This window comes from Thermoanaerobaculia bacterium (assembly GCA_018057705.1).
Classification (GTDB): Bacteria; Acidobacteriota; Thermoanaerobaculia; order Multivoradales; family JAGPDF01; genus JAGPDF01.
The window spans coordinates 41,029-67,230 of record JAGPDF010000020.1; the positions used below are offsets into that span (position 1 = coordinate 41,029).

General features: G+C 69.9%; 18 protein-coding genes and 1 tRNA gene. 14 read left to right on the forward strand and 5 right to left on the reverse strand.

What is annotated here, in order from left to right:
* Nucleotides 1-2: 2 nt before the first annotated feature.
* Nucleotides 3-1,553, forward strand: a complete 1,551-nt coding sequence (locus tag KBI44_08830) for a hypothetical protein (protein MBP9144574.1) — start codon at nucleotides 3-5, stop codon at nucleotides 1,551-1,553.
* On the opposite strand, the gene KBI44_08835 is transcribed toward KBI44_08830, so the two are convergent.
* Nucleotides 1,540-2,661 (reverse strand): agmatine deiminase family protein, encoded by a 1,122-nt coding sequence (locus tag KBI44_08835; protein MBP9144575.1) that lies wholly within the window; start codon nucleotides 2,659-2,661, stop codon nucleotides 1,540-1,542. The genes KBI44_08830 and KBI44_08835 overlap by 14 nt on opposite strands.
* Before the next feature lie 82 nt (nucleotides 2,662-2,743).
* Between KBI44_08835 and arfB the strand changes: the two genes are divergently transcribed.
* The 7 genes from arfB to KBI44_08870 all read left to right on the forward strand — a co-directional run bounded on the left by arfB (nucleotide 2,744) and on the right by KBI44_08870 (nucleotide 15,156).
* A complete protein-coding gene (arfB, locus tag KBI44_08840; GenBank protein ID MBP9144576.1) occupies nucleotides 2,744-3,235 on the forward strand; it encodes an aminoacyl-tRNA hydrolase in 492 nt (163 codons plus the stop codon).
* Nucleotides 3,236-3,275: 40 nt separating this feature from the next.
* Nucleotides 3,276-4,979 (forward strand): urocanate hydratase, encoded by a 1,704-nt coding sequence (hutU, locus tag KBI44_08845; protein ID MBP9144577.1) that lies wholly within the window; start codon nucleotides 3,276-3,278, stop codon nucleotides 4,977-4,979.
* A 39-nt stretch (nucleotides 4,980-5,018) separates the two neighbouring features.
* A complete protein-coding gene (locus tag KBI44_08850; GenBank protein ID MBP9144578.1) occupies nucleotides 5,019-9,320 on the forward strand; it encodes a hypothetical protein in 4,302 nt (1,433 codons plus the stop codon).
* Complete coding sequence (locus tag KBI44_08855; protein MBP9144579.1) at nucleotides 9,317-10,801, forward strand: hypothetical protein; 1,485 nt, start codon at nucleotides 9,317-9,319, stop codon at nucleotides 10,799-10,801. Before KBI44_08850 ends, KBI44_08855 begins: the two co-directional genes overlap by 4 nt.
* Complete coding sequence (locus tag KBI44_08860) at nucleotides 10,798-11,541, forward strand: hypothetical protein (protein MBP9144580.1); 744 nt, start codon at nucleotides 10,798-10,800, stop codon at nucleotides 11,539-11,541. Before KBI44_08855 ends, KBI44_08860 begins: the two co-directional genes overlap by 4 nt.
* A 361-nt stretch (nucleotides 11,542-11,902) precedes the next feature.
* Nucleotides 11,903-14,293 (forward strand): zinc-dependent metalloprotease, encoded by a 2,391-nt coding sequence (locus KBI44_08865; GenBank protein ID MBP9144581.1) that lies wholly within the window; start codon nucleotides 11,903-11,905, stop codon nucleotides 14,291-14,293.
* A gap of 143 nt (nucleotides 14,294-14,436) precedes the next feature.
* The gene (locus KBI44_08870; GenBank protein ID MBP9144582.1) at nucleotides 14,437-15,156 is read left to right on the forward strand and encodes a glutaminyl-peptide cyclotransferase; all 720 of its coding nucleotides are present in this window, start codon (nucleotides 14,437-14,439) and stop codon (nucleotides 15,154-15,156) included.
* Between the two features lie 4 nt (nucleotides 15,157-15,160).
* Here KBI44_08870 and KBI44_08875 read toward each other — a convergent pair whose 3' ends face one another.
* Nucleotides 15,161-16,483, reverse strand: coding sequence for a M20/M25/M40 family metallo-hydrolase (locus tag KBI44_08875; protein MBP9144583.1), 1,323 nt, complete (start codon nucleotides 16,481-16,483; stop codon nucleotides 15,161-15,163).
* Between the two features lie 129 nt (nucleotides 16,484-16,612).
* Between KBI44_08875 and KBI44_08880 the strand changes: the two genes are divergently transcribed.
* Nucleotides 16,613-18,847, forward strand: coding sequence for a PDZ domain-containing protein (locus KBI44_08880; GenBank protein MBP9144584.1), 2,235 nt, complete (start codon nucleotides 16,613-16,615; stop codon nucleotides 18,845-18,847).
* Nucleotides 18,844-19,779, forward strand: a complete 936-nt coding sequence (locus KBI44_08885) for a trypsin-like peptidase domain-containing protein (GenBank protein ID MBP9144585.1) — start codon at nucleotides 18,844-18,846, stop codon at nucleotides 19,777-19,779. The genes KBI44_08880 and KBI44_08885 overlap by 4 nt, the downstream gene beginning before the upstream one ends.
* A 34-nt stretch (nucleotides 19,780-19,813) precedes the next feature.
* Here the strand turns inward: KBI44_08885 and KBI44_08890 are convergent, their stop codons facing one another.
* Both KBI44_08890 and KBI44_08895 read right to left on the reverse strand, forming a co-directional pair.
* On the reverse strand, nucleotides 19,814-21,865 hold the full coding sequence (locus tag KBI44_08890) for a tetratricopeptide repeat protein (GenBank protein MBP9144586.1): 2,052 nt from the start codon (nucleotides 21,863-21,865) through the stop codon (nucleotides 19,814-19,816).
* A 150-nt stretch (nucleotides 21,866-22,015) separates the two neighbouring features.
* Nucleotides 22,016-22,315, reverse strand: coding sequence for a hypothetical protein (locus tag KBI44_08895; GenBank protein MBP9144587.1), 300 nt, complete (start codon nucleotides 22,313-22,315; stop codon nucleotides 22,016-22,018).
* 86 nt (nucleotides 22,316-22,401) lie between these two features.
* On the opposite strand from KBI44_08895, the gene KBI44_08900 reads away from it, so the two are divergent.
* Nucleotides 22,402-22,477: transfer RNA gene (locus KBI44_08900), tRNA-Gly, on the forward strand.
* A 40-nt stretch (nucleotides 22,478-22,517) separates the two neighbouring features.
* The gene (locus KBI44_08905) at nucleotides 22,518-22,835 is read left to right on the forward strand and encodes a polymer-forming cytoskeletal protein (protein ID MBP9144588.1); all 318 of its coding nucleotides are present in this window, start codon (nucleotides 22,518-22,520) and stop codon (nucleotides 22,833-22,835) included.
* Between the two features lie 4 nt (nucleotides 22,836-22,839).
* Here KBI44_08905 and KBI44_08910 read toward each other — a convergent pair whose 3' ends face one another.
* On the reverse strand, nucleotides 22,840-23,913 hold the full coding sequence (locus KBI44_08910) for a DUF1573 domain-containing protein (protein ID MBP9144589.1): 1,074 nt from the start codon (nucleotides 23,911-23,913) through the stop codon (nucleotides 22,840-22,842).
* A 159-nt stretch (nucleotides 23,914-24,072) separates the two neighbouring features.
* Here KBI44_08910 and KBI44_08915 point away from each other — a divergent pair, with 159 nt between their 5' ends.
* Together KBI44_08915 and KBI44_08920 are read left to right on the forward strand one after the other, a co-directional pair.
* Nucleotides 24,073-25,860 (forward strand): VCBS repeat-containing protein, encoded by a 1,788-nt coding sequence (locus tag KBI44_08915; GenBank protein MBP9144590.1) that lies wholly within the window; start codon nucleotides 24,073-24,075, stop codon nucleotides 25,858-25,860.
* A gap of 146 nt (nucleotides 25,861-26,006) precedes the next feature.
* Nucleotides 26,007-26,202: hypothetical protein (locus KBI44_08920; GenBank protein MBP9144591.1), on the forward strand; the 196-nt coding region annotated here is incomplete at its 3' end.

Genomic DNA, 26,202 nt, shown 5'->3' on the forward strand with positions numbered 1-26,202 from the left:
CCGTGGTACATCCACCCTGGGATTTCGTCTTCGTCGCCGCACTCGCGGCGGTGGCGACGCTCGCGGGTGTCGAGCGGGCCGGACTGCGGCGCAGCCGGACCCTGGCGTGGCTGCTCCTCCTGGCCGGGCTGGGCGTCGGATGGATCTACGTCGAAGCCGCCGGGAGGCGTGCGGCGGACGATCTCGAGCGCCTCATCTCCGCGATGGCTCCGACCTATGCGCGAGAGCTCGAGCGCATGGGCCACGCGAATCTCGACCTCGCGACGCCGCCGGACGATCCGAGCTACCTGGCGATGATCGAGGCCGAGAAGCGCTGGCTCGCGAGCAATCGGAACGTCAGCGATATCTATACCTTTCGCAGATCGGGCGACGGCACCACGGTCCTGATGGTCGACTCCGAGACCGACTACGACCACGACGGAATCTTTTCCGGTCCGCGAGAGAGCCGCACCGCGCTGGGCGAGGCCTATCCGAATCAGATACCGGCCCTGGAGCGGGCGCTCGCGGGCGAGGTCGCCTTCGAGCGCCGGCCGTTCACCGACCGCTGGGGCACCTGGATCTCGAGCTTCACCCCGATGCGCGACGAGGCCGGACGCGTCGAGGCCGTGCTCGGCGTCGACTACGACGCCTTCCTCTGGATCCGGACGATCGCGCGCCGAAGGCTGGATGCGCTGGCCGTGCTCGGGGCCGTACTGGCGGTCATTCTGATCGGGCTGATCTCGGTGGCCCGGCTCCGGCGCGCCGCCTCCGAGGCCGAGCTGCGCAGCGCCGAGCTCGCGGCGGTGAGCGACGCGGCGCTCGCCGCGAGTCGGACGAAGTCGCAGTTCCTGGCCAGCGTGAGCCACGAGCTGCGCACCCCCTTGCACGTTTTCCTGGGCATGAACGAGCTTCTGCTGAGCTCCGCGCTCGACGAGCGCCAGCGGCGCCACGCCGAGACCGCGCAGCGCTCAGCGGAGGGGCTGCTCGGCATGGTCGACGATCTGCTCGAATTCGCCCAGCTCGAGGCCGGCAAGGCGCCGATGGAGAGCTCGACCTTTCCGCTCGCCGCGCTTCTGGTCGCCGCCGTCGAGCGGCATCGCATCGCCGCCGAGCAGAAGCACCTCCGGCTCGAGCTCGAGTCGGCGCTCGACGAAGAGCTGCAGGTTACCGGTGACGACCGCCGCCTGCGGCAGATCCTCCGCCATCTGCTGGGCAATGCGGTCAAGTTCACCGACGCGGGCCAAGTGCGGGTTCGGGCCGGACTGAAGCGGACTGCCTACGGGCGCGTCGAGCTCCTGGTGGAGGTCGAAGACACCGGCATCGGCATCGCGCCCGAGCAGCGCGGCGCGATCTTCCAGCGCTTCAGCCAGCTCGACCCCTCGAACACCCGTCGCCACGGGGGCACAGGAATCGGCCTCGCCCTCTCGCGCAGCCTCGCCGAGCAGATGGGCGGCGCGATCGACTTCGAATCCGAGCCCCATCGCGGCAGCATTTTCCGCCTCCGGCTGCCTTTCCGCACGGCCCCGACCTCTTCGGGCGACAGGCCGCATACGCCGGCCCTCATGGCGCAGTGACGGCGGACCAGACGCTCGCATCGCCGGTCTCGAAGTCGTCCTCGAAGATCCAGGTCGCGTCCGGCACGTGCATCACGATGCAGTGGAAGACGCCGGCGAGGCCGACGATGTCGCTGGCATCGATGCCGAGGATCGTCTTGCCGGGAAAAGCCTGCTGGTAAATGGAGATGGCCTGCGCATTCTCGGTGAGGAATGGCGGATCGAGGTATTGCGGGACCAGTACCATCCGGTTGAAGACCACGGCATTCGTGTAGGTGAAGTGGGTACCGGAGGAGTTCCATCCCGGGGTGCGAAAGACGGTGTAACCGCGACCCTCGAGCTCGGTGACCGCATCCTCGGTGATCTGGTGCGGAGTTGTCGCCGAGGGCGGGTATTCGCCGATGATGACGACCCTGTCGCGCACCGGCAGCATCCACATGTCGATGTGCTGGGTGGAATCGAAGCTGGTGGGGAAGCCGGGGAAGATCGTCACGTCGAGGTTCTGGTACTGCGCGTAGTAGGTCTGGACATCGAGCTCACTCAGGGCGGGGTTCTCGTCGAGGATGAGATCGGTCATGAAGGCGTCGCCGTCCTGGAAGAGGTGGAAGTTGCCGCCGCCGTGAACCAGCGGTATGTCGTACTTCGGTAGCGACCAGGCGGTCGCGAAGACTCCTGGCACGGCGTTGTCGAGAGGCCGCGCGGGCCGGTTGTAGGTGTGGTCGACGATGGCGAGCTCGTTGTTCTCGAGGATGAAGCGCGGCCCGTAGTCGCGGATCCAGACCGAGTTCGAAGCGGCGGTGAGGAACTGCACCTGGGAAAGATCGGCGCCGGCGGAGGTCAGGGTCGTCGTCGCGCTCGTCTGCTGCGAGCCGTTCGCGACGACGATGGTGACGATTGCCGAGGGATCCAGGGTCGTGATCGCCACGGTTATGTCCGCGAGCGCGGACTCGAAGCCGCTGGTCCACCGCAAGAGCAGACCTTCATTGTGGGCATACTCTGCAGGGGTAAGGACCGAGCCTTTCGGCGGCGCGAACGGCGCAGTGGCGATCGGCAGCGGCAGGCCGACCTCCCAGGGGGCGAGGCCCGCAGGCAGGGGAGTCGATGGCGCCGCTGCGGAGGAGTGCTCCAACTCCTGCGCTGCGGCCGCAGCCGAAAGCCACGATAGACCCAAGGCTGCCGCACAAACCAACCCCTTGTTCGAGCTTTTCATGATGCGCGGGAGGCTAACACGACGGTCCGGCATCGAGCTGCGGCCCGGGCGCTGTGGCGCGGGCGCGGATGCCCATGGAAGAATCCCTGGCGTGGAGATTCCCGAGCAGGAGCTGACGTTCGAGTTCATCCGGTCCTCCGGACCGGGCGGGCAGAACGTCAACAAGGTCTCGACCGCGGTGCGGCTCCGGTTCGACGTGCGCAACTCCACCGTGCTTCCCGACGAGGTCAAGGTGCGTCTGATCGCGCTCGCCGGCCGGCGGGTCACCAAGGAGGGCGAGCTCGTCCTCCTCGGCCAACGACATCGTACGCAGGAGAAGAACCGGCAGGACGTTCTCGCCCGGCTCGCCGAGCTCGTGGAGCGGGCGCTCGTCGCGCCCCGCAAGCGGCGCGCGACCAAGCCCACCCGCGCCGCCGGAGTGAGGCGGCTGCGGGCGAAGAAGCTGCAGGCCGACCGCAAGCGTGGACGCAGTGACGCGGCGGCCGAAGACTGAGCCCCTGCGCTCGCCTCACCTCTGCGATTAGAATCCGGGCATGAGCGAAACTCCCGGCGGGTCGCCCCGCCTCGTGGTGGCCCCGCGCGGCACCGAGATCTCCTGCCGGGGCTGGCAGCAGGAGGCCGCGCTGCGCATGTTGATGAACAACCTCGACCCGGAGGTCGCCGAACGGCCGGCGGATCTCGTGGTCTACGGCGGATCGGGGAAGGCGGCGCGCAACTGGGACTGCTTCGACGCCATCGTCGCCGCCCTGCGCCGGCTGGAGGGTGACGAGACCCTGCTGGTGCAGTCCGGCAAGCCGGTCGCGATCTTCAAGAGCCACGCCGACGCGCCGCGCGTCCTCCTCGCCAACTCCAATCTGGTGCCGCGATGGGCGACCATCGACGAGTTCCGCCGGCTGGAGGGGCTCGGACTGACGATGTACGGCCAGATGACCGCCGGCTCCTGGATCTATATCGGGACCCAGGGAATCCTCCAGGGCACCTACGAGACGCTGGCCGAGCTCGCCCGGCGCCACTTCGGCGGCAGCCTCGCCGGCCGCCTGACGGTGACCGCTGGACTGGGGGGCATGGGTGGCGCCCAGCCGCTCGCCGTGACCATGAACGAGGGCGTCTGCCTGGTGGCGGAGGTCGATCGCTCGCGCATCGAGAAGCGTCTGGAGAAGCGCTATCTGGACGAATGGGCCCCGTCCGTCGAGGCCGGTCTGGCGCGGGCCCGCGCCGCGATGGAGAAGCGCGAGGCGGTGTCGATCGGCGTCGAAGCGAACGCCGTCGAGCTGCTCGAGCGCCTTCTCGCCGAGCAGATCCTCCCCGACGTCGTCACCGACCAGACCTCGGCGCACGACAACCTGCACGGCTACGTCCCGCACGGCATCTCCTACGCCGAGGCGCTCGCCCTGCGCGCGACGGCGCCGGGCGTCTATGTCGAGCGCGCCATGGCCTCGATGGCGGCACATGTGCGGGCTATGCTCGAGCTCCAGCGCCGCGGCGCGGTGACCTTCGACTACGGCAACAATCTGCGTGGTCAGGCCCGCGACGCCGGCGTCGCGGACGCCTTCGAGATCGGCGGTTTCGTGCCGATGTTCATCCGGCCGCTCTTCTGCGAGGGCAAGGGGCCGTTCCGCTGGGCGGTGCTCTCCGGCGATCCAGAGGATCTGCGGGTGACCGACGAGGCGATTCTCGAGCTCTTCCCGGAGGACAGGAAGCTCGCGCGCTGGATTCGCATGGCGCAGGAGCGGGTCGAGTTCCAGGGCCTGCCGGCGCGCATCTGCTGGCTGGGTTATGGCGAACGCGACCGGGCGGGCCTGCTCTTCAACGAGCTCGTGGCTTCGGGCAGGGTCCAGGCGCCGATCGTCATCGGACGCGACCACCTCGACTGCGGGTCTGTCGCCTCACCGTTTCGTGAGACCGAGGCGATGCGCGATGGCTCCGATGCGATCGCCGACTGGCCGATCCTCAACGCTCTGATCAACAGCGTCAACGGCGCGACCTGGGTCTCCGTCCACCACGGCGGCGGGGTCGGAATCGGGAATTCGCTGCACGCCGGCATGGTGATCGTGGCGGACGGCACCGCCGCCGCCGCCACCCGCATCGCGCGGGTCCTCGCGAGCGATCCCGGAATGGGCGTCGCGCGTCACGCCGACGCCGGCTATCCGGAGGCCCTCGCCTGCGCCGCCGACCGCGGCGTCGATCTGCCGATGCCCCGGACTGGAGATGGCGGGAGCAAGGGGAGCACGCGGTAGAAAGCGCCGGGTCGAGCGGGCGCCCTTCGACCTTCCACTATGCCCAGTCACTCCGCTGCACGCGCCCGGGCCGCCGCGGTCCGCACCGCCGGCCGGCCCGATCTCGCGGAGCTCGCCCTGCTCCTCGTGCCAGCGGTCGCGCTCGTCACCGGACGGCCGCTGCTCGCACTGGCTGCGCTCTCGGCCTGGGGGATCTGGGCCTGGCGCTGGTCGCCGCCACGTCGCGAGCGCTGGCTCCTGGCCTTCGCCGGCGGCACCGCGGCGCTTCTCCTTTCGGTCGCCGCCGGACAGGAGCTCCTGCTGGCGAGAGCGGCCCGGCCCTCCGACGCCGTGCTCGAAGGCGAGTACCGGGCCTACTGGGACGAGCTGCGGATCGCGGCGGAACGCGCGGTCGAGGCGTTGCCCTCTCCACCCTACGACGCCGCCTCCCAACTCGAGGCCTTCGACCGCCTGGGCGTGAGGGCGAAGGCGTCGCGACTGGCGGGACTGACGCTGCTGCTCCTCGACGCGGACGGGCAACCAGTGGCCTGGGGAGGCGCCGGCCTCCTCCACGATGCCGGTCCGTTCGTCTTCGGCAATCGCTCCGCCGGGATCTCGAGCGGGTCCGGGCGCCGGGATGGGCAGTTCCTCCAGAGCGCGGCATCGGCGACGGCAGTGGTCGTCCGCGAGCTTCCGGGTCGTGACGGCAACCCGTACTTGCTGATCTGCGGCGAGAGCCGCTCCCGCCGCGCTGCGCCGCCGTTGCTCGGCGCCGAGAACGCGAGCCGCCGCCTGGCGCCCTCGCTCGCGGCCGGTTCCCGGTGGGTCTGGGGTCTCGGCGCTGCACCCTCTCCGGCATCGGCGAGCCCGGAAGAGGCGCTTCCGGACGGCCGGGCCGTGCGCTCGCCCGGCTTGCCGCCGCTGCTGCTGGCCGCCGAGCCGGAAGACGTCGACCCTGGTCCGGCGAGCCTCGGGGAAGGCGGCAGCGCCTCCGGAAACGCTCGCGCGGCGATGCTCGAGGGCCTGGGCCTGTTCGGTCTCGCTGCCCTCCGGGGGTTCGCGCTCGCGGTGCTGGCCGGCACGGTGCTGAAGCGGCCGCTGCGGACCTTCGAGGTCGTGGCGCTGGCGCTCTCCGGTGTCGCCCTGCTGGGCGGGGGACTCGCCGTTCCGGCCGGAGCTCTCCTGCTGCTCGTCGGCGGGCTGGCGCTCGCGAGTCTGGGGTGGTTCCTGGTCTGGAGTCGAGGTGGCGGATGGGGAGGGGCGGCGCTCCCGACGCTCGCGGCACCGCTCGTCGCCCTGGGGATCACGGCGCTGGCTCGCTACTGGCCGGGAGAGGCGCTCGATCTCGGCGCCGATTTCGCCCTGGCAGGCGCCTCCGGCGCGGCCCGCCTCGGGCTCGCGGCCGCACTGTTCGGCATTCTCATCCTGGCGGCGCGCCGGCCGGAGGCGAGCGAGGAGGCGGGCCGGCTCCGCCCGGTCCTGGCCTGGGCGCTCATCGTCTTCGCGGCCGCCGGGCACGATTACGGGATCTGGGCCCTCTTGCCGCTCCTGGCCGGCACCGCATTCGCGGCGCGTTCCCTGGGTCGGGGGGCGGGGCACACGCCCGCCGGCCTGACGGCGCTCCTGCTCCTGGCCGTCGCGATCTCGGCGACCGCCTGGGAGACCGGTCACCGGTTGCGCTCCTTCGCCGCCCTCGCGGGGGAGCTCGAGTCGCTGACGCCGCCCGAACCGGACCGCAAGGCCGCGTTCGCCGCCGAGCTCGAGGCTTTCTTCGCCGACCTGAACGTCGCCGAAGTCCTGCCGGAGGGGCTCCCGCGGACGGAGGAGGACGACCTCGCCTACGTGCTTTGGCGAGGATCGCCGCTGGCGCGACTCGATGCGTTCTCGGCGCTGGTCGTCGACCGCCCGGGCACGCGGCCGTCGAGCTTCGCCTATGGCCTGCCGCTGACCGACGGTCTCGACCTCGACCTGGCGCCGGCCCGCTGGAGCGGTCTCGCGCCGCCGGCCTGGCGGGACGAGCGCCTCGAAGGGCGCTATCCGTTGCTTGCGGGCGGCCGTCCCGCCGGGGAGATCCGATTCTGGATGGTGGCGCGCCCGGGCTTCGGGGCGGGCCGGGCGGCCCCCGGCGACCTGGCCGCGGCTCTCTTGCGCGGCGGTCCGGCGCGGTCCCGGTTCGGCGCTTCTGCGCATCCGGGAAACGACCCGGCGGCGGTGCTCTATTCGCCCGGCGGCGAGATCCTGGCCTCGCCCTGGCGCGAGGCGACCCCCGCGCTCGAACGGGTGCGTGCCGCGAGCGTCGCCGCGAATCCGCTCGCTGCCGGCGGCTCCCGCGGTGCCAAGGCCAGGGGCGCAGGGTCGATCGTCACCCCCGAGGGTCGCGCGCGCGTCCTGCTGCGCGAGAGTGGCGGTGCGGCGGTGGCCCTCTTCGCTCGCGAGCTCGCGCCGCTCGCGGCGCTCGAGCGCGTCGGCGTGCACGCCGCCGGTGCACTCTTCGCGGCGGCCGCGCTCTTCGTCGCCGGTTTCCTTCTCGCCCTGCCGCGAGCCACGGCACGCGACCTTCTCGCCCGCCTGACGCGCTCGTATGCGAACCGGCTCATCCTGCTCTTCTCGGTTCTCCTCGTCGTGCCGCTCGTGCTGCTCTACGCCCTTCTGTCGGGCACGCTCGAGAGTCGCGTCGCCCGTGAGCAGCGATCGGCCGCCGAGGCCGCGCTCTCTTCGGCGCAGCGCGTGCTCGGGGAGTACGTGCTCACCCTGGAGCCGGGCTTCGGCCTCGAGACCGCGATCGACGACGAGATCCTCGTGTGGCTGTCGCGGGTCATCGGACACGACGTCAGCCTCTATTGGGGGAGCGAAGTCTACGCGTCGAGCAAGCGCGAGCTGTTCGCCGCGGGGTTGCTGCCGCGCCGGATTCCGGGTGAGGTCTGGCCGCGCATGGCGCTCAGCGGCGAGAACGAGGCCTCGCGCACCGCACGTACCGGCAGCGCCGAGTACGTCGAGCTCTACGCTCCGCTCGCCGTGCCCGGCTTCGACTCCCGGCAGACTCGACTGTTCCTGTCCATGCCTCTGCTGGCTCAGCAGGAGGAGGCCACGGCGGAGACCGCCCTCATCCGGCGCCGGACACTGCTCGCGACGCTCGCGGTCTTCCTGCTGCTCGCGGCGCTCGGTACGCGCCTCGCGCGCGCCTTCACGCGGCCGATCATGGAGCTCGTCGGCGGTACCCATCGTATCGCCGGTGGCGCCGCCTCGCTCGGCGTGAAGTCCTCCGTGCTCGAGCTCGCGGCGCTCGCCGAGGCGATCGACCGCATGGCGCGCCGGATCGCCGAAGGGCGCGAGCAGCTGCTGCGGGAGAAGCGGCTGGTCGAAGGCATCATCGAGAATGTCACCTCCGGCGTGGTCTATCTCGACCATACGGGACGCGTGCTGCTCGCCAACCGCGTCGCGCGGCAGCTCCTCGAGGTGGCGCCGGGCGATCGCATCGCGGACCGGCTCGGCAGCCGGCCCGAGCTCGCCGAAGCGCGGCGTTTCGTCAGCGCGCGGCGCGGGGAGCTGGCGCAGTCGACCATCCGGCTCGGCGGCCCGAAAGGCGCCGAGGGCCACGAGCGTGACTGGTCGCTGGTCTGGGTGCCGCTCGCCGGCGAGAGCGAGCCGGCGGCGCTCTTCGTGGTCGAGGACATTTCGGAGGTGCTGCGGGCGCAGCGTCTCGAAGCCTGGGCGGCGATGGCGCAGATCATCGCCCACGAGATCAAGAATCCTCTGACTCCGATCCGGCTCTCGACCGAGCATCTGCGGGAAGTCTGGAAGCGGGATCGCGAGCACTTCGAGGTCGTCTTCGACCGTTGCACGGAGAACATCCTGCGGCAGGTCGAGGAGTTGCGGGAGATCGCCAGCGAGTTCTCCACCTTCAGTCACATTCCGGAGTCGGTGCGCGTGCCCGGTGACCTCGCGGCGACCGTGCTGGAGGTCGTCGAATCCTACCGGGCGGCGCCGCCGGCCGGTGTCGAGGTCGAGCTCGCGGGGGAGCGAGAGAGTCTTCCGGCGCGTTTCGATTCCCGGCTCCTGGGTCGAGCCTTGCGCAACCTCCTGGAGAACGCCGTCCGCGTCTCGGCGGGCGGCGGCAAGGTCACGATCCTCGCCGCCCGGGTGGGCGACACGGCGGAGATCCGGGTCGCCGACCGCGGCCCCGGCGTACCGCCGGAGATGCTGGCGCGTATCTTCGAGCCCTACTTTTCGACCCAGGTGGGAGGTACCGGCCTGGGACTGTCGATCGCCCAGCGGGTGGCCGAGGAGCACGGCGGCTCGATCCGGGCGCGCAACCTCACTGCGGGCGGGCTCGAAGTCACGATTACAATTCCCCTGCTATGACTCCTTCGCGATTCGTCTCGCCACCGTTGCCCGTCCTGCTGTTGCTGGTCGCCGGTCTTTCCACCGGCTGCTTCGGCGGATCGCGGCCGGAGAAGGCGCGGGGCGCCGCGCTCTGGCTGGCCCGCGACTCCGGCGCGCTCGACGCCATCGCGCAGAACCGATTGGCCGCCGCCGGGCTGGGCGAGTTCTATCTCGATGCCGCCGAGCTCGAATGGAACGGCAGTCTGAAGCTGCGGCGTTTCGAGCGCCCGGCGATTCCGCGCCGCACCCCGACGACCCTGGTCGTCTCGGGCCCGTGGCTTCCCGGCGACCGGCCACCGGACGCGCTGGCGACGGCGTTGCTCGCCGAGTTGAGCGCGCTGCGAATCGAATCCGAGCAGGACGGTCTGCTGGTCGTCGGCTTCCACTTCGAGGTCGATCCCGGCGACTCCGCCGAGAGGCTCGGGAAGACGCTCGGGCGTCTGCGTTCGATCCTCCCGGACAATCTGTTCCTCTCCGCCGGTCTCGACCGGCACTCCCTGGCGGGCCCGGCCGCCCAGACCCTTGCGGACGCGGTCGACTACGTGACCTGCATGATCTACGGCCAGCGTCCCGGTGAAGCCGAAGATCCCGCAGCCTGGGATCTCGAGGCAGTCGAAGAGAACTTCCGTCGTCTCGAGGCGCTGAAACGCCCCTACTTCACCGGGGCCGTGACGCTGGGGACGGCGACCTGGCGGGGCCGGGGCGGCGAGGCCAAGGGCTCTTCGACCGAGCTTTCTCTAGGCGAGCTGATCCGCGCCCGCAATCTCGAGCTCGCGCCGGGATTCAGCCTGCTGGGAATCGATCGCCAGGTCTGGGAGTTCGTGGCCCGCGGGCCGGTGCGGGTGGGGCCGTGGAGCCTGGCTGCCGGCGACCGGATCCGGGTGGTGCGCACGGCGACCCCGTTCATCGAGGAGTTCCGCCGCCGGGTCGTCGCCTGGGAATCACCCCACCGGCTGGGGGATGTCTTCTATCGGCTGCGTCGCGAGAGCGAGGGTCTTTCGCTCTCGGTGGACAATTTCGTCGCCGTACTGGCGCCGGATGCGGCCGCTCCGGAGCTCGAGCTCGCGATCGAACGCGTCGCGACCGGCGACCGGCGTTGGGTCGTCCGGGTGGGTCTCACGAACCGGAGCTCGGAGAGCAGCGACCTCGCTTTCTTCGACAGCAACTTCGTGCAGCTGCAGGTTTCGGGAGCGACGATCGGCGATGCCAATCCCGGGGACTTCGAGCGCCTCGAGCTGCTGGTGGATGGAGAGAAGGGGACGATGCGAGCCTTCCGCGAGGCGAACACCGTGCGCTTCTTCCTGCCGCTGGTGGAAGAGAATCAGACGGCAGCGAGCGGCGAGATCGAGCTGCGATTGACGCAGCGGGAGCCGACGCTCGCGATCTCCGCGACGTTCCTGCTCGCCGACGGGAGGACGCTCACTCTCGATCCGCGGGACTGGCAGTTCGAGGAGCGTTGAGCGCCCGTCGAAGCTCTCTGGGAGCAGTCGCGACGGAGCCCTTCCGGGAGCTGCTCGACGGATTGGACGCCGTGCTGGTCGCGGGGGTGCGCTCGTTGCTGCTCGTCGGAGCCGGCCTTCTCGCAGGCTGGTGGGTCTACGTTCCGCTGCACGAGCTCCTGCACGCTCTTGGCTGTTGGCTCGCGGGGGGAGAGGTCACGCGGCTCGAGATCGCGCCGCTCTACGGCGCGCGGTGGCTCGCCCGGATCTTTCCGTTCGTCACCTCCGGTGGCGAGTACGCCGGGCGCCTCTCCGGCTTCGACACCCACGGCAGCGATTGGGTCTACGCGCTGACCGATCTCGCGCCGTTCGGCCTGACTCTCTTCCCGGGTTTCTGGTGGCTGCGCCGAGCCGCCAGGGCCGGCCGGCCGATCGCCTTCGGGGCGGCGCTGCCGGCGGCTTTCGGACCCGTCCTGTCGCTGACCGGCGACGCCTACGAGCTGGGCTCCCTGGCCGTCGTGCACCTTCCTTTCTGGCACGGCCGGCGGGTTCTGGTCGGCGACGACCTGGCTGCGAAGCTCTCGGAGGTGGTCGGGCGCGGCGAATCCGGCCTGCTCCCGGGACTGATCGCGGCCGCGCTCCTCGGCCTCGTCTGGGCGTTCGCCTGGATGCTCCTCGCGGGGGCCGTCGCGACGCGGCTGGGGGAACCGCCGCTGGCGCGGCCGCCTTCGCGCGCCGTCCCCGGGGCGGGATCAGGCTAGGATGAAGGGGAGCGGTACGGACACTGGAGTGGCAAGGATGATGAGTTGCAAGCGGCCGTTAGCGCCCAAGCGCCCTGCGGGCTCCGGGGGAACGACAAGTTCGAGTGTACGCCGGCCGCGAAGGCGGCCGGACGCAGCGCGCCGGGCCGCCGGTCTGCTTCTGCCCGTCCTGCCGCTTCTGTCCCTGCTGGGAGCAGGGCTCGCACTGCTCTCCGGCTGCTCCTCCGCGAAGCCGAATTCGGCGAACATCGGACCCGACCCGCGCCGAGCCCCGGCCTCATCGCACATCGCCACGAAGACCTCCGGGCTCACACCGCGCCCGGGCCTGCTCGATCTCTACGTCGACGCCGAGCTCGGCAAAGTGATGGTCCGGCTCCCGCCGTCGCAGGGGGAGCGACAGACGATCGGGGAGTACATCTACTACGAAGGCATCGTTTCGGGTCTGGGCTCGAATCCGGTCGGGCTCGATCGCGGGCAGGTCGGGGAGCCCCGCATCCTGCGCCTTCGCGAGCTTGGCGGCAAGGTCCTCTTCGAGCTCGTCAACCTGCGTTTCCGGGCGTTGAGCGACTCGCCCGCGGAGGCGCGGGCCGTCGAGGAGTCGTTCGCGAACTCCGTGATCTGGAGCGCCGAGGTCGCCGCACGCGATGCCGACGGCAGTCTGCTGATCGACCTCGGACCATTTCTCCTGCGCGACGCGCACGGGGTCGCGGAGCGTCTGGCGGAAAGCGGGCAGGGCGGATTCGCACTCGACCGCGACAAGAGCGCCATCGACGTCAACCGGTGCCTCGCTTTTCCCGACAATCTCGAGTTCGAGTCGCTGCTCACCTTCACGGGTGCGAAACCGGGCGACGAGGTGCGCGGCGTCGCCGTCGAGCCGCGCGCCCTCTCCTTCGTGCAGCACCAGTCGTTCGTGCGCCTGCCCGATGCGGGCTATTCGCCGCGCGAGTTCGATCCGCGAATGGGCTCTTTCGCGATCTCGTTCCATGACTACGCCGCACCTCTCGCGCGCCCGATCGAGCGGCGGTGGATCGTCCGTCACCGCCTGCAGGGCGTCGAAGCATCCGCCGACGCCGACCGGCCCTCACCGGTGCGCAAACCGATCGTCTACTACGTGGATCGCGCGGCGCCCGAGCCGATCCGCAGCGCGCTGCTCGAAGGGGCCGGCTGGTGGGCCCGGGCCTTCGCCGCGGCCGGATTCGAGAACGCCTTCCGGGTCGAGCTGCTGCCGGAGGGGGCCGATCCTCTCGACCTGCGCTTCAACGTGATCCAGTGGGTGCATCGCGCGACACGCGGCTGGTCGTATGGCGGGGGGGTGGTCGATCCGCGCACCGGAGAACAGCTCAAGGGGCATGTCACCCTGGGCTCGTTGCGGGTGCGCCAGGACAGGCTGCTCTTCGAGGGGCTCGCGGGCGCCGCGAAGAGCGGCAGCGGCCTGCCCGACGATCCCGTGGTGCTCGCCCTGGCGCGCATCCGACAGCTCGCTGCGCACGAGGTCGGACACGCGCTCGGCTTTTCCCACAACTTCGCCGCCAGCAGCTACGGACGAGCCTCGGTGATGGACTATCCCGCGCCGCTGGTGCGCATCGACGGCCAGGGCGAGCTCGACTTCTCGGAGGCCTACGGAGTCGGCGTCGGTGAGTGGGATCTGCACGCGGTGAACTGGGCCTATCGCGAATTCCCGCCGGGGACTGCGGAGCCGGCCGCCCTCGAAGCGATCGTGCAGTCCGGACTGCGACGAAACCTCTACTTCCTGACCGACGGCGATGCCCGCCCCGCGGCGGCGGCCAATCCCAGGGCGAGCCTGTGGGACAACGGCGAGGATCCGGTCGCGGCGCTCGAGCAGACGATGCGGGTGCGGCGCATCGCGCTGGCGCGGTTCGGCGAGGCGAATCTGCGCGTCGGCGAACCGCTGTCGGCGCTCGAAGAGGTGCTGGTCCCGGTCTATTTTCATCATCGGTTCCAGCTGCAGGCGGCGGCCAAGGTCGTAGGCGGTCTCGACTATCGCTACGCCCTGAACGGCGACTCCACCCCCAGTGCCCTGGCCCGGGCGGTCTCGCCGGAGCGTCAGCGGCGGGCGATCGCCGTCCTGCTCGAGACCCTCGATCCTGCGGTCCTGGATCTGCCGGACGAGACGCTGCGAAGGCTCCTGCCGCGGCCGCACGGCTACGAGGCGAACCGCGAGATGTTCGCCTCGAGGACGGCGCCGGCGTTCGATTCCCTGGGGGCCGCCGCGACCGCCGCCGACATGACGATCCGCCTCCTGCTGCAGCCGGCACGGGCGGCACGGATGGTCGACTTCCATCGTCGGAACGCGGCGCATCCCGACTTCGACGAGCTGCTGACCGCCCTGGTGGACAAGGTCTTTCTCGACAGTGCCCTGTTCGAGCCCCGCCAGGCGGAGATTGCGCGCGCCGCGCAGCGAGTGCTGACCGACCGCCTGATCGAGCTCTCGGGCAACGGCGCGGCGCCAGCCTGGGTGCGGTCGCGCACCGACGGCGCGCTGGCCGACCTGCTGCAGAGAATGGACCTGCTCGTGGCCCTCGATCCGGCCGAGAAGGCGCATTTCTCGGCCGTGACCGCCGAGATCGGCAGACATCTGGCGCGCCCGGCCGCTCCCACCGTCGTGACGCGGCAAGCGGCGCCCGAGCCGCCCGGGGAGCCGATCGGCAGCCTGCAGGAGGATCTCGACTTCGGCGGCGGAGGCCTCGTCTTCGACCAGGCGGGCGATTGCGACTTCCCGCTGCCGCGCTGACCCTGCCCGGGATGGCTTCGATGGCTTCGATGGCTTCGATCGCCGCGCTGGCTGCCGTCCTGGCCTGCGGCTCTCCGGGCGCCTCCGCGCCCGGCGCCGGCGCCGTGGCCGAAGAGCGCAACGCATCGGGCGCCGCGCCCGACATGGCGACACCCGAAACACGGCTGGAGCTCGAGGTGATCGCCACGTACCCGCACGACCCGCGAGCCTTCACCCAGGGTCTCCTCTGGCATCGTGGCCGGCTCTACGAAAGCACCGGCCTGCACGGGCGCTCGTCGCTGCGCGAGGTCGAACCGTCGACCGGGCGCGTCCTGCGCCGCCTCGAGCTCGACCCGCAACGGTTCGCTGAAGGCCTGGCGCTGGTGGGCGATCGGCTGTTCCAGCTCACCTATCAGAGCGAATCCGGATGGGTCTGGGACCTCGAGACCTTCACCCTGGCTCGCGAGTTCAAGTATCAGGGAGAGGGTTGGGGTCTGACCTTCGACGGCACTTCGCTCATCCAGAGCGACGGCAGCGAACGCCTCACCTTCCGTTCTCCGGTCGATTTCTCACCGCAGCGCGAGCTCCTCGTCCTGCGCGCCGGCAGGCCCCAGTTCTACCTGAACGAGCTCGAGTGGGTGAACGGGGAGATCTGGGCCAACGTCTGGCAGAGCGACGAGATCCTGCGCATCGACCCACAGACCGGCCGGGTCACCGGCGTGCTCGACGCCTCGCAACTGCTCTCTCCGACGGAGCGCCGCGGAACCGACGTGCTGAACGGCATCGCCTGGGACGCGGAGCGCGGTCTCTTTCTGCTCACCGGAAAACTCTGGCCACGGCTGTTCGCGGTGAAGATCCGCCCGGCCGGAGTCGCGGCGCACTGAGCGATCAGCCTGCGGCCGTCAGCTCACCTTCGGTCTGCAGCAGGTCGGCCAGGAGACGGATGCGGCGCGACAGCGACGCGAGCTCGACGTGCTCCTCGCGCGTGTGCATGCCCCCGCCGGCCGGACCGAGTCCGTCGAGGACGGGAATTCGCCCGGGTTGTTCGAGGAAGTTCGGAAACGAGATGCCTCCCCGGTCCTCCTCGCGGAGGAGCTCCCATCCGGCTTCGGCAGCCAGGCGCACGGCGAGGTCGGCCTGTGCTCTCGGCAGCCCCGCGGAATCGACCGGCGCAATCGCGGCGTCGCGGGTGAAGACGAGCTCGACCTGGTGCCGGGCTGCGACCGTGCCCGCCAACGCGGCGAGATCGCGCGCCAGAAGCGCCTCTTCTGCAGAACGGAGAAAACGCGCCTCCCCTTCGACCAGGGCGCGATCCGGAACGACATTCAGCTGGTGAGCGGTGCCGAGCAGCGCGCTGCCACCGCTACCTCCTCCCGCTTCGGGCGGCACGCTGTTGCGAAGCGCTTCGACGAAGCCGCTTTCGCCGCCGACGAAGCGCGCGACGTTGACCGTCGGCCCGCCGTTCGGTCGGGAGAGCGCGGTCGCGAGTTGAATCCACTCCGCGGCCGCGACGACCGCCGAGCGGCCCTGCCAGTAGGCGAGGCCGGAGTGTGCTGTCCGGCCCTGCGCCCCGAGCTGCCAGTGAAACATCCCTCTCCTGCCGGTGACCAGGGTCTCTCCGGCGGCCGTAAGCTCGCCCGGTTCGAGCACCCAGAGTGCCCGCGCGGTGGCGCCCGCCGTCGCGACGGCGCGCCGCGAGATCGCGCCTCCGACCTCCTCATCGGGAACCAGCACCAGATGCAGGGCCGGGAGGCCTCCGCCACGTCGCGCGACGAGGTCGAGCGCACCCAGGAAGGCGACGATGCCGCCCTTCATGTCGATGGCCCCGGTCGCCACCAAGCGACCACCCTCGAGCCGGGGCGTCGAAGCCGGGAGCACGGTGTCGAAATGCCCGATCAGGAGGATGGGGAGAAGCTCCGACGCGGCCGTCGTCGAGCTGCGTGGCGGGCGCACCGGGGCCGTTGCCGGGCGGAAGGCATCGACGACCGGCAAGGGCCTGCCTTGCTCGTCGGGCTCGAGCCGGATCGTGACCTCGAGGCCGCGGACACGGAGCTCGACGGCGAGGATCGCCGCCATCCGATGGAGCGCCGGCGGGTCGTCGCTGGGGGAGCTCGTGGCCGTGAGTCGGACGAGCAGCGCTACAGCCTCCTGGAAGAGCTCCTCCGGCAGACCAGCGGGGACCCGCTCCCGGGACTCCTGCGACGTGGACATGGGTCGAGTGTATCGCTGCACGAAGGGCTCCCCGGGATAGAGGGGCCGTTTCGCGGTCTCGCCTTGTCTCGCTCCGGGCCGGCCGATACACTGACCCGCCGCCCGGACTCGGCGGCAATCGGGAGAGCGATGACGAGACTGCGGATGGACATGGCTTCGAAGGACGCGCGCCCGGGTTCCCGCTTCGTGCGGGCAGGGCGCAGCCTGGCGCGTCGCCTTGCCGGCGGCGCCGGCATGTGGACCGTCGCGACTCTCGCGATCACCGCTGCCACAAGCGCCGCCATGGCCTCCGCAGCGGCCGCGACGGTGGCCGGAGAGCCGGCGGTGCCGACGGCGCGCGAAGTGGAGAAGGCAGTGGCGGCGGTCTATCCAGCGCTGGTGAACATCTCGGCAGTGTCGCGCGATTTCGCCGAAGGCCGTGCGATCCGATTTCCGAGCGCCGGCAGTGGCGTCCTGGTGTCGGAGGCCGGGCACGTGCTGACGAACTTCCATGTCGCCGGCAACAGCACGCGCATTCGCTGCACCCTCACCGACGGCCGCATCTTCGACGCCGACGTCGTCGCGCACGATCCGTTGACCGATCTGTCGGTGCTCCAGTTGCGTGCCGCGGGTAGAGGTGGCCCGGCGGCCTCCGGGGGTTCCGGTACCAGCCTGTCGGGACTCCGGCCCGCGCGGCTCGCGGTCGACGCCGCGGTCGCGATCGGCGACCCGGTGCTCGCTCTCGGCAACCCCTTCGCCCTTTCGTCTTCGGTAACGCTCGGCATCGTCTCGAATGCCCACCGCGTGTTCACCGATTTCACCGGCTCGGAGCTCTCGGACGTCGAGCTCGAGGGCGGGGAGTCGACCGGGTGGCTGACGCAGTGGATCCAGCACGACGCACTGATCCTGCCCGGCAACTCGGGCGGGCCGCTGGTGAATCTGGCGGGCGAGGTGATCGGCATCAACGAGCTCGGCGGCGGCGGCATCGGTTTCGCCATTCCGGCGCGGGTCGCCGCCGATGTCCTGCGACATGCGCTCGCCGACGGCAACGTGCGGCGGTCGTTCCTCGGTTTCGCGGCACTGCCGGTCGCCAAGCTCGGCCGGGAGACCGGGGCGCTGGTCTCTTCGGTCACCGCCGGCGGACCCGCCGAGGCCGCGGGGCTCGCCGCGGGGGACATCCTTCTCGCCCTCGGCGGCGAAGCGGTCGAGGCACGGTTCTTCGAGCAGGTTCCGGAGCTCTACCGTCGCGTGGCCAGTCTCCCGATCGGAGCGCCGGTGACGCTGCGTATCGAGCGCCGGGGCAAGGTCCTCGACCTCCTCGCTACGACGCAAGAGATGGAGCGTCTGCGCGGAGAGCGCGGCGAGGTCCGGGCACTCGGCATCTCGGCAGAGGAGCTCACGGGTCCGCTGGCCCTGGCGCGAAACCTGCGCGTCCGCGAGGGTGTCATCGTGACCGGTCTGCGGCCGGGGCAGGCGGCCGCGACGGCGCGGCCGCAGGTTCAGGTCGGAGACGTGCTCCTGGCCGTGAACGGCCAGCCCGTGGCGACGATCGCTGCTCTCGCGCAGCGGCTCGCCGCCGCCGCCCCGGCCGGCGCCAATGGAGGCAGCGGCCCGAGCGGCGCCAGCGATTCGAGTGCGAGCCTGGTGCTCAAGCTCCTGCGCTCCGACCAGGAGATCCTCACCCTGGTCCGTCTGCCCGAGTCGCGCAATGGGCGGTGGGGAGGCGAGCTGCCGCGCGCCTGGCTGGGCGTCCTCACCCAGGTGCTGAGCCCCGAGCTCGCGACGGCGCTCGGTCGGCCGGGAACCCGTGGCTATCGTGTCAGCGAGGTCTACTCGTGGACGAACGCCGAGCAGGCCGGACTCGCTGTCGGAGATCTGCTGATCGCGCTCGACGGCGAAGCGTTCAGCGCTTCGCGCCCCCAGGACGCCGACGACCTGCGGCGCGCCGTCGAAGCCCGGCGTATCGGCGATACGTTGCGGCTCACGGTCGTGCGCGACGGGCGGGAACGCGAGATCGCTGTCGAGCTCGAGTCGCGCCCGGCGGCCTCCGAGGAGACCCGAAGATCGAAGCAGGAGGAGTTCGAATTTTCGGTGCGCGAGCTGACCCTGCTGGATCGCAGCGACAAGCATTGGCCGCGCGATCAGGCCGGCGTCCTGGTCACCGACGTCACGAGCGGCGGTTGGGCTCACATGGCGGGCCTGCGCATCGACGATCTCATCCTGTCCCTGAATAGCGCCGAAGTCGCCGGCGTCGCCGATTTCGAGCGCCGGGTCGCGGAGTTGAAGGCGGCGCGCGCCCCGTCGGTCGAGGTTTTCGTTCGCCGTGGCGCCGGCACCCATTTCGTCTTCATCGAGCCCGAGTGGCCGGAAGGAAAGCACAAGTGAAACCACGCCTGAGCACCCGAGCCGTCGTCCGTGGCCCCGCAGCGATCCCTGCGATCCCTGCGATCGCCGCCCTCGCAATCTTTGCTGCGGTGGCCGCCTTGGCGCCCGCCCTGGCCGCCGCCGCGCCGCGCGAGCTCTCCCATGGCGAGCTGCTCGCCCGGATGGCGCCGGCGATCGTCAGCGTCAAGGTCGTTCTCAAGACCGAGTTCAACATGGGCGACTCGATGCAGGAGCAGGAGTCCGTTCTCGATGCCCTCGGCGCCGTGGTGGACCCGGACGGCCTGATCCTGCTCTGGAACTCGCAGCTCTCGGCGAGCCGCTTGATGGATGCCGTCCGCCAGATGGGGGAGGGAGAGGAGTTCCGGATCAAGATGACGCCGACCGATTTCCGGGTGACCTTCGCCGGCGATCCGCGGGAGCATCGCGCCTTCCTGGCGGCCTCCGACTCCGAGCTCGACCTGGCCTTCCTGCAGCTCGAAGAAAAGCCCGAGCGGCCCTTGCCCAGCGTGGAGTTCGGGCGCTCGCGGCCGACCGAGATCGGTGACACGGTCGTCGGAGTCTCGCGGCTGTCGCCGGCCTTCGATCGTGCTGCCTACTTCGAAACCGGGCGCATCGCCGGTCGCATCGCCAAGCCGGCGGCTGCGTTCATCCTCGACGCCTCGCCTGCGCTCCTCGGTCTGCCGGTGTTCGATCTGCAGGGACGCGCCGTGGGAGCCGTCGCCACGGTGCTCTCCCGGGTCTCGGAACCGTCCACCCAGGGTGGCGACATGATGAGCTACTTCGCGCTGGGCCGCGGCCGGATGGAGAGTGGGCCCCTGGGAGTCTTCCTGCTGCCGGGCGAGCGCGTCCAGGAGCTCGTGTCGGCGGCCCGCCTGCGCGCCCGCGAGTTGCTGGCCGAGCGCCAACCCGCCAGCCCGTCCGCGGCCGAATAGCCAGCCCGGGCGCAGGATCGGCAGCGCGCGGCGATCAGACCCTTCCCAGGAACTCCTTCGTCTTCTGGAGAAGGGTCTTCGCCGGAGCCGAGTCGGGGAATTGCGTGAGGTAGCGCTCGATCTCGACGATCGCGGCCTCTCCCGAGCCCTGCCGGATCATCTCGCCGACCGCCTGGAAGAACCGCTTGTGCGCCTCCTCGCTCGCGGGCTCAAGCTTCAGCCAATCCTGCACCACGGCCACCGCCTCCGCGGCCTTGCCTTCGGCAAGATAGACCTTGCCCAGATTCGAGTAGGTCACCCAGTAGGGACGGATCGCCAGGGAGCTGCGGAACGTGGCGATGGCCGTCTCCTTGTCACCCAGGAAATACTGGCTCATCGCCTTGTAGGTCATCGCCTGGTAGTGCCGCGGATCCAGCGCGAGCGCCGCGTCGAGCGCCGTGATGGCCTCGCGGTAGTTCTTCTGCTTGTACTGCGTCTTGCCGAGCTCGAACTGAATCTCCGGACTCTCCGGGAGGCTCGCGGCCGCTTCCGCTGCGACCGCGTTCACCCGCTCGAGGAGGGCTTCCCGGTCCTTCTGGGAGGTCTCGGCTGCGGGCTGCTTCGCCAGCTCGCCGGCGGCCTTGCGGCTCGACTGGAGGACGACCTGCGAGTAGATCGGGTCCTTTTGGGCGTAGGGATCGAGCTGCGCCAGCTCGAGCGCGCGCGCATACAGATCGGCGGCCTCTGTCCACTTCTCCTCCCTGAGTGAGAGGTTGCCGAGCATGTAGTAGGCCATATGGTGCGGCGCGAGCTCGTTGACGCGGTTCCAGATCCTGTGCTCGTCCTCCCACCGCCGGGTTTCGGCCGCCGCGGCCGACATGAGGAGCGCGGCGAGCCCCAGGACGCCGGCCACCAGGATCCCCGCGCCGGCGGAGCGCAGCCCGCGGGCCGCCGTCGTCAGCGCGGGAACGACCTCCCGGCGCAGCAGCGCGCCGAGCGCGGGAGCGAGCGCGGCTGCGAGCGCCGCGGCGAGGAAGAGGATCGGCAGATAGAGGTAGCGATCGGAAGCGATCGCGGACCGGAACCGGCCAGCGGCGACGTTCGGTGCCAGCAGAGCGAACCAGCCCACCACTCCGAGCAGCACTCCGCGGTGGCCTTTCCGCCAGGCCCAGAGGCCGCCTGCGAGCGCCGAAAGCAGAAAACCGAGCACCAGCAACCAGCGCCAGCCCAGCAGGGCTCCCATGGCGGCGGGAGGATAGAGGATCGCCAGATGGGCGGGCGCGAGGGCGTTGGCGGTCATCAGCGCCAGGGCCTCCGGCAGGTAGCTCAGGACCTCGGACCATGGGCGCTGCAGCGGGCTGGCCGCCGCATGCTCTGCTGTCGCCCGGTAGTTGACGTACGTGAGAAGTGCAGTGAGAGCGAAGAGGGGGACCTTCTCGAGGATCGCCCGGCGATCGATCCGCCGATGGCGCCAGAAATCGAGCAGGAACGGAACCACCACCATGGCGGGAGAGACCTTGCCGAGCATGGACAGGCCGAGCGCGAGCTGGGAGCTCCAGAGCGCGGCCCGGCTGCTGCGGTCGAGATGGCGGAGATAGAGCAGGACACCGATCAGCAGCCAGAGGGCCGCGACCTGCGAGTTGCGGCAGATCGCCCAGCGGACCGTCTCGACGAGTGCCGGGTGCACGGCGACGAGGAGACTCGCCGCGAGCGCCGCCAGAAAGGACCCGGTAAGCCGATAGAGAACCCAGAGCAGCAACGAGACGATGACGACATGCAGCAGCACGGAGTGGGCATGAAACCCGGCCAGGTTCCAACCGAAGAGGGCGTGGTCGAGCCCCACCGACAGCGTGAAGAGCGGTTGATAGAGACTGTAGTGGGTGCTGGTGAAGAGGGTCGCCAGCGCGGCGAGCTTGTCGTCACCCGCGAGTGCGGCGACCTGTGGGCTGTTGCGAATCAGTGCTTCGTTGTCGTACCGGATCCAGTAGTTCCCCGGCGTCGGGAGGTAGACGGCGAGCGTGGCTGCCGCGACGAGCAGCAGTGCGAGCAGGGCCCGCAACCGCGGGCTGGACGTGACTCCGGCAGGGGAATCCGGGCTCGTAGGCATGAGAATCGGCTCCCGAGTGCTGCGAAAGTTGGAGTCGGAGCAGCGCGCGAAGCGCCCGAGCGACGGATTCTGGCGTGGCGATCCGGGCGAGTCAAGGCGGCCCGGCGCGAAGATGCGCCCGTGACGACGGCACGCGCCGACTGCGGCGGACTAGGGGTTTCCGGAGATCTCGACCGGCTGGATCTTGAGTATGCGGGCCCACGCTGCGAGCAGGCTCCCCGGCAGGTCGAGGTCCGCGAAATGCGCCAGCACCTGCTCGCGGTTGGTGAAACTCCAGATGTCTTCCCAATCGGCGTAGCGCAGGAGGTGGGAGATCGCCCAGGCGCGTCTCTCCGCCGAACCCTCGATCAGGAGAAGGCGCAGCTCCTCGGCCGTGACCGGTTGGTCGGGAAAGAAGTAGAGCTTCGAGCCACGCTCGGTCTCCTGGGAGTCGGTGCGCGATCCTGCCATGTCGAAATCCAGTATAGCGGCAACAGTTCGCGATGCAACGCTTGACGCGCCGGTGGAGCTTCTGTAAATTGGCTCCCGCTGTGCTGGCGGGCATAACTCAGTTGGTAGAGTGCAAGCTTCCCAAGCTTGATGTCGCGGGTTCGAATCCCGTTGCCCGCTCCACGACTTTCGATGACTCCTGGCCTTCGAGAAAGGCCGCCCCTTGACCCGCACCTCCCTGATCCCCGCCGGAACCGAGCTCGCCGGCCGGTTGAAGTGCGCCTCGGACCTGCTCTGCGAAGGGAGCTTCGTCGGGGAGATCGAGGTTCAGGGTGATCTCACGATCGGCGCCGCAGGGTGTGTCGAAGGACCGCTCTCCGCGCGCACCGTGACCGTGATCGGCCAGGTGCGCGGCTGCGTTCATGGGGAGGAGCAGGTGGAACTGCGGCGCGGCGCGTCGGTCGAGGGCGACGTTTCGTCCGCCTGCGTGGTGCTCGCGGGCGGCTCCGACCTCGACGGACGCATCGACATCTCCGGCTGACCCGCTACTGGATCGTGCCGTCGATCGGCACGGTGATGAACGGCACTTTGGTGCTGTCGGTGTGGATCTTGAGCGTTCCCTGGACGGCGCCCTTGGGCATCGTCGCCGGGTCGAGGTCGAGCTTGACCTTGTACTCACGGCCGGGCTTCAAGGTCTCGAGCACGGCGGGTGGAAAGCCCTGGAGGTCGTGCTCCACGCGCAACACCTGCATCGGGGCCGTGGAGTAGGTCTTCACCGTGAGTGTCTGTGCCGTCTTCGCCGTGAGGTTGACCTCACCGAGATGGATCGCATTCGGCGTCGCGACGATGGCCGGGCGCACGAAGCCGGACAGCGGTATCGGCACGACCGACTGCTTCGGGTGCTTCACCTGGACGAGCAGGGTGCCGGCGATCGGGCCGATCGGAGCGTCCGCCGACAACGCCAGATCGATGTGCCACTCGCGCGGACTCCCGGCCTCTTTCTGCGCGGCCTTCATCGAGGTGGTGATGCCGGGCGGCGGGGTCGACATGCCGAGGACCTCGAAATCGCCGCCGTCGCGCGACGCCAGCTTCTGCACAATGGTGCCCGGCGGCTCGTGCTGGACGTAGATCCAGCGGGCGAAACCGGGTTTCACGACCACGTACTCGGTGGAGAGAATCCGCAGCTCGAGCACGGACGAGGGCGTGTCGGGGTCGTTGGTCTGGAGCTCGAACTGCTTGCTCAGCGCGACCGGCTTGTCGTGGATCAGCGGGACGCGCACACGGACCTCGCCGGCCTCGCCGGGGGCGAGGGTGGCCGGCTTGCTGACGACTTCGAAGTTCGACGGCTGGACGATCCGCAGGATCTCGAGGGGGGCGTCGCCGGCATTGCGGATCTTGAACGCGTGCTCGACCACCTTGTCGCGCGCGACCTCTCCGGTCTCGTGCAGGCGCTCCTCGACGATCAGTTTCGGCTTCTTCGCGGTCTCGCCCTGAGCCGCGGCCGGAGAGGTGCTGACGAGCAGCGCGAGGCCGCCGAGGATCGCAGCGATCGTGGGCAGGTGGCGCAGCGCGCGTGCGGACGTTTCGTGCGAGGGACGGCGGGATTCGGGATGCGGCATGAAAAGGCACTCCTCAGGTCTGGTGTGGATCTTGCGAAGGCAGGTAACTGTGCCAAACTGTCCCCTGCTGTCGTCGATGTGTGTCAAATCTACCGCGAGAGCTGCATGCTCTCACCTCCATGCACCCCACATGCCATGAGCCGAGCGATTTGCGCAGGTTTGCTGCTGTCCGTCTTCCTGCCGGTGCTGGCCCTCGGTCAGTCGCCGGACGCCGCTGCGCCTTCTGACGCCGCGACCGCTGCCGCGGCAGTTGCGCCGCCCGCGCCCAACGCGCCCAACGCGGCCATCGCGCCCGCCGGCCAGGCTGGACCCGACACCGGGGCTCCCGCCCAGGATCGGGCGGCAGCGGCGAAGAGCGCCGAGGAGGCTCGGCGCAAGGCCCGGGCAGCCGCGTTCGAGCCGCCGGACGGCAAGTGGCTGGTCGACGAGGAGGGCCGCTCCTATTTCATGCGGATCCGTCCCAAGAGCGAGACCTTCCGTCGGATGTCCGAGACCCGGATCCGCATCCCCTACGGTGGCGAGTACGATCTGGCGGGGGAGGACGAAGAGAACTTCTGGATCAAGATCTACCGGCCCTCCGACGAGCCGGTCGTTTCCGCGAAGCTGCCGCAGGGGCTACGGACGCCGACTCCCGAAGAGCTGGCAGCCTCGGCAGCGACCTTCACGGCACCCCTGTCGGAGGTCGACCGCCTGCGCTTTCGATCCTTCGACGCCGGGCTCCCGACCACCGGCCTCTGGCGCAACGGTTTCGACCTCGCCGATCTCGACGGTGACGGGGAGATCGATTTCGTTCACGGCCCGCCGCGCCGCAGTGGCGACCAGCCGCGAGTCTTCCGCGGCGACGGGCACGGGTCGTGGACACCGTATCGGGCCGCTGTTCCGCCCGGCCTGCTCGACTACGGGGATATCAAGGTCGCCGACTTCAACGGCGACGGCAAACCCGACCTGGCTGCGGCGAGCCATCTGCGCGGCATTTCGGTCTTCATCGGTGACGGCGCCGGCAAGTGGACCTCTTGGGGCGAGGGGCTGGACTTCGTCGTGCCGCGGGCAGGCTACGACGGCAGCGGCTTCTCCTCGCGGCGCCTCGAGGTTCTGGACTGGAACCGCGACGGCCGGCCAGACCTCCTAGCGCTCAGCGAAGGGCCGAAGCTCGCCCTGCTGACCACCGGCCCAGACCCGAAGCTGCCGTCTGGAGTGACGACGGCAGCGTTCGGGCCGAGGCTCTACCTGAACAACGGCGACGGCACCTGGACCACGCTGGCCGAGGCCGCAGGCCGGGCCGAGATCTTCGGTGACGATCTGGCCGTGGCCGATTTCGACGCCAACGGGAGCGTCGACTTTCTGACCTCCACCAACGCCATGAGCCGCCATGATCTGCTCTATCTCCAGGGCGACAAGGTCGGCGGCCCCTGGGTCCCGGTGAGCCCGCCGCTGCGGCCGAGTGCCTACGTGAACGCCGTCGCCGCGGGCGACTTCGACAGCGACGGACGCTCGGACATCGCCATGAGCTACACCAGCTTCGAGCTCGGCGTGACACGCGTCGGGGTAGATGTCTACCTCGGGCGCGGCGATGCGAAGGGGGGGAAGGCGGGGAAGTGGGAGCGCCGGGCGGTGTTGGCCCGCGAGGGTCGCACGGGATTCTCGGCGCTCGACGCGGGCGATCTCGACGGTGACAAGCTCGTCGACCTGGTGGCGACCGACCACGACGGCGCCATGGAGATCCTGCTGGGAGACGGCAAGGGGAGCTTCGCGCGCGAGGTCAGCCCAGAGACGCAGCAGCCGCGGAGCGACTGCCGAGGATATGGCCTGAGGATCCTGGACCTCGATCGGGACGGCAGCTCCGAGATCGTGGCCTCCTACGCCGGCGAGTCCAATCCCCTGTACGCTCCCGACCGCTGTTCGAAGCGGGGAGGGGTGGCCGCCTGGACGCGAGATTTGCCCAAATAAATGTTGACAAAGCATCAAATCTGTCCTAGATTTCCTTCAAACATAACCGAAAGGGCCGGACTGTAGGGTCCGGCGAGGCCGATCGGGTCGTTCTCGGGTTAAGATGCAGGAAGGTTCGACTAACGCAGTACATAGGAGATGAAGAGATGAAGAGACTGTTGGTTGCGTGCTTGTTGGCAGTGTTGGCGGCGCCGGCATTCGCCGTCATCGGGACTGTGGATGATGTCCCGGCGGCGACGTTGCTCCTGCCGTATTTCGAAGTGGATCTCGCCGATCCGAGCGGCGTGACGACGCTGATGTCGATCAACAACGCCTCGGCGACCGCGGTCCTCGCGCACGTCG